The 311-nt window shown below is 59.5% G+C and carries 1 pseudogene; it reads right to left on the bottom strand.

The window, feature by feature from the left end:
• Positions 1-296, bottom strand: a pseudogene (locus AAHM40_RS27090) (calcium-binding protein); the annotation flags it as partial.
• Positions 297-311 lie beyond the last annotated feature (15 nt).

Below are 311 nucleotides of genomic sequence, written 5' to 3'. Positions count from 1 at the left end.
TCGGCGATGGTCACGTTGGCCGCGAAGTTCGCCGCGGTGACTCCGAGCGCTGCAACATTGAGCAAGTCCTGTCCTCCGGCAGGATCGAAGTCAAAGCCCTGGACACGGTCGTTACCGAAGCCTGCAGCGAACATAAAAGTATCATTGCCGAGGCCGCCAATCAGGGTGTCGTTGCCGGCACCGCCGGTGAGCACATCGTTACCGGTACCGCCGCCGATTACGTTAGCCAGCGCATTGCCCGTGCCGGTGAAATTGCCACTGCCACCAAAGAACAGGCTCTCGACATTGGCACCCAAGGTGTAACTACTCAG

The sequence above is a fragment of the Pseudomonas sp. OTU5201 genome (assembly GCF_038440135.1).
GTDB lineage: Bacteria > Pseudomonadota > Gammaproteobacteria > Pseudomonadales > Pseudomonadaceae > Metapseudomonas > Metapseudomonas resinovorans.
This window is presented reverse-complemented; position numbering and strand designations above follow the sequence as displayed.